1 protein-coding gene is annotated in these 1,746 nt (G+C 48.1%); it reads right to left on the bottom strand.

Features of this window, described 5'->3' with window-relative positions; genetic code table 11:
- Window positions 1-594 precede the first annotated feature (594 nt).
- The gene (locus tag Q0140_RS11310) at window positions 595-1,536 is read right to left on the bottom strand and encodes a DUF4299 family protein (RefSeq protein WP_297945237.1); all 942 of its coding nucleotides are present in this window, start codon (window positions 1,534-1,536) and stop codon (window positions 595-597) included.
- Between the last annotated feature and the right edge of the window lie 210 nt (window positions 1,537-1,746).

Here is a 1,746-nt window from a genome sequence, read left to right as displayed (position 1 = left end):
TTGTGAGTATCGTGAGCGAGCTAAATTTGAACCGCAAAATTTGGAGCGAATGAGGCAGGTGGAGGCACAGTATGGTGTGCCGAAAGCGGCGGGTCGCATACGGCTCCGGCGACACCAGATATGCAGACAAAGCGCGCGGGATCGCAGGCTTTGGTGGCAGCGGCACGGATGCGTTGTGTAGCTGAGCGTGGAAATGGATGCGTTGCGCGGCTTATGCGTTTAGCTCTTAAATCGGTAGGGCAAACTTGGTCCGCGTGGAGCCTACAAGCTGCTTTGAGCTCTAATCAAAAGACGGGGTGCGTGTGCGGTTAGTCCCGCATAAAATTTTGCAAGCCGTATAGGTGGTCTATAAAATTTTATGAATTCTTGATTCGTTTAATGCGCGGGCGCTTGTGATTTATCGCTGCTAGTGCGATAAATTTTGTCGCATGAGCAGTTTGCATTAGAATTCTACTATCGCTTGAAATTTTACGCCGCCGCGCGCGACTTAAATTTTACCGCGACGACCCGCGCTAGGCTGCATTTCGGCTCGGCTAAATTTACTCTCTATCTCATTACAGCATGGCGGTAAAATTCCGCGGCAAGATAAACCGCTTAGTCCGCCAGCCCCTCTTTGCCGCATTTTGCTATGAGAGCGTCAAATTCCGCTTTGCTAAATGCGCTTACGATTATGTTTTTCGCGTCGATAAATTCGTATTTTTCTTTCGGCAAATTTTGGATGAAATTTTCATATTTCAGCGTCGCAAGAATATCGTGCTTTTCACAATGATCCTCATCGCCTCCAAAAATGGCGACGCCCCACCGCGAAACTTCCTTCCCGCCCAGAATTTGTAAATTATTGTAATCCACTCTGGGCTCAAAGGGTAGTACGGCAGCAATATCTTGCGGAAGGATATATCGCCCTATGATCTCACTATCCTCGTTTATGCCGGAAAACATCTGATCTGAAAAATATGCGTTTAGGTTTTGGATATCGGTTACGAATTTGCTAAATTCGTCTGCGGGATCCGGCGCGTCCATAATGTGCGCGATAATTTTTTGATCAAATGAAACTTCGTTTCGCACGCCGTAAATCGTACACATTACCGCTTTCTCTTCTAAATTTCGTTTTATATTTGCAAGTCCAGCGCGTATATCAGACTCGAAGTCAAAGCCCTCGATATTTTGCGCGCTAAATTTCTCCCCGTCCTCGCTCGTGATTTCGCCGTCCATTTTCAGGGCCAAATTTTTGAGGTATTCTAGCGCGATCCGCCAGTCTGAACGGGTGCTAGGCGTGCCGATACAGACATTATACGCGCCATCCTCGTAGCATACCTCAAGACCGCGCCCGCTAAGTCCGTCCACACCTGCAGTCAAGCAGCTAAGCTCGCTTAGCTTCGTGCTGTAAAAACCCTCAGCGTCAAATTCCTCGTCGTCTTCATCCGCGTTAAACTGCGATAAATTCGGCACCAGCCGTAGTGCCTCCTCTACGCTCATCACGGGCGCTTCGTCTCCCGAAGGCTTCTTTTTGTTTTTGACGAAAAACGTGATGCTCATTTTGATCCTCTGGAATGAAATTTAGCTCAAAATGCACTTTAAGCTTGGACTAAATTTATAACTTCCCGCCCTCGATTACGACGTTGTCAGCTTTGATGTCGTCGCCGTATACCGGCGCTAGCGTCGCATCGTAGTCGGCGTGGAAAAATTTCTCATCCGCGAGCTTTACGATTAGATCGTCAAGCCATTTGCGAAGCTCATCGTTGCCCT

Origin of the sequence: uncultured Campylobacter sp., from assembly GCF_938045405.1 — a bacterium.
In the GTDB taxonomy this organism is placed as follows: Bacteria; Campylobacterota; Campylobacteria; order Campylobacterales; family Campylobacteraceae; genus Campylobacter_B.
The sequence above is the reverse complement of the archived record's forward strand: the minus strand, read 5'-3'. Positions and strand labels throughout refer to the sequence as shown.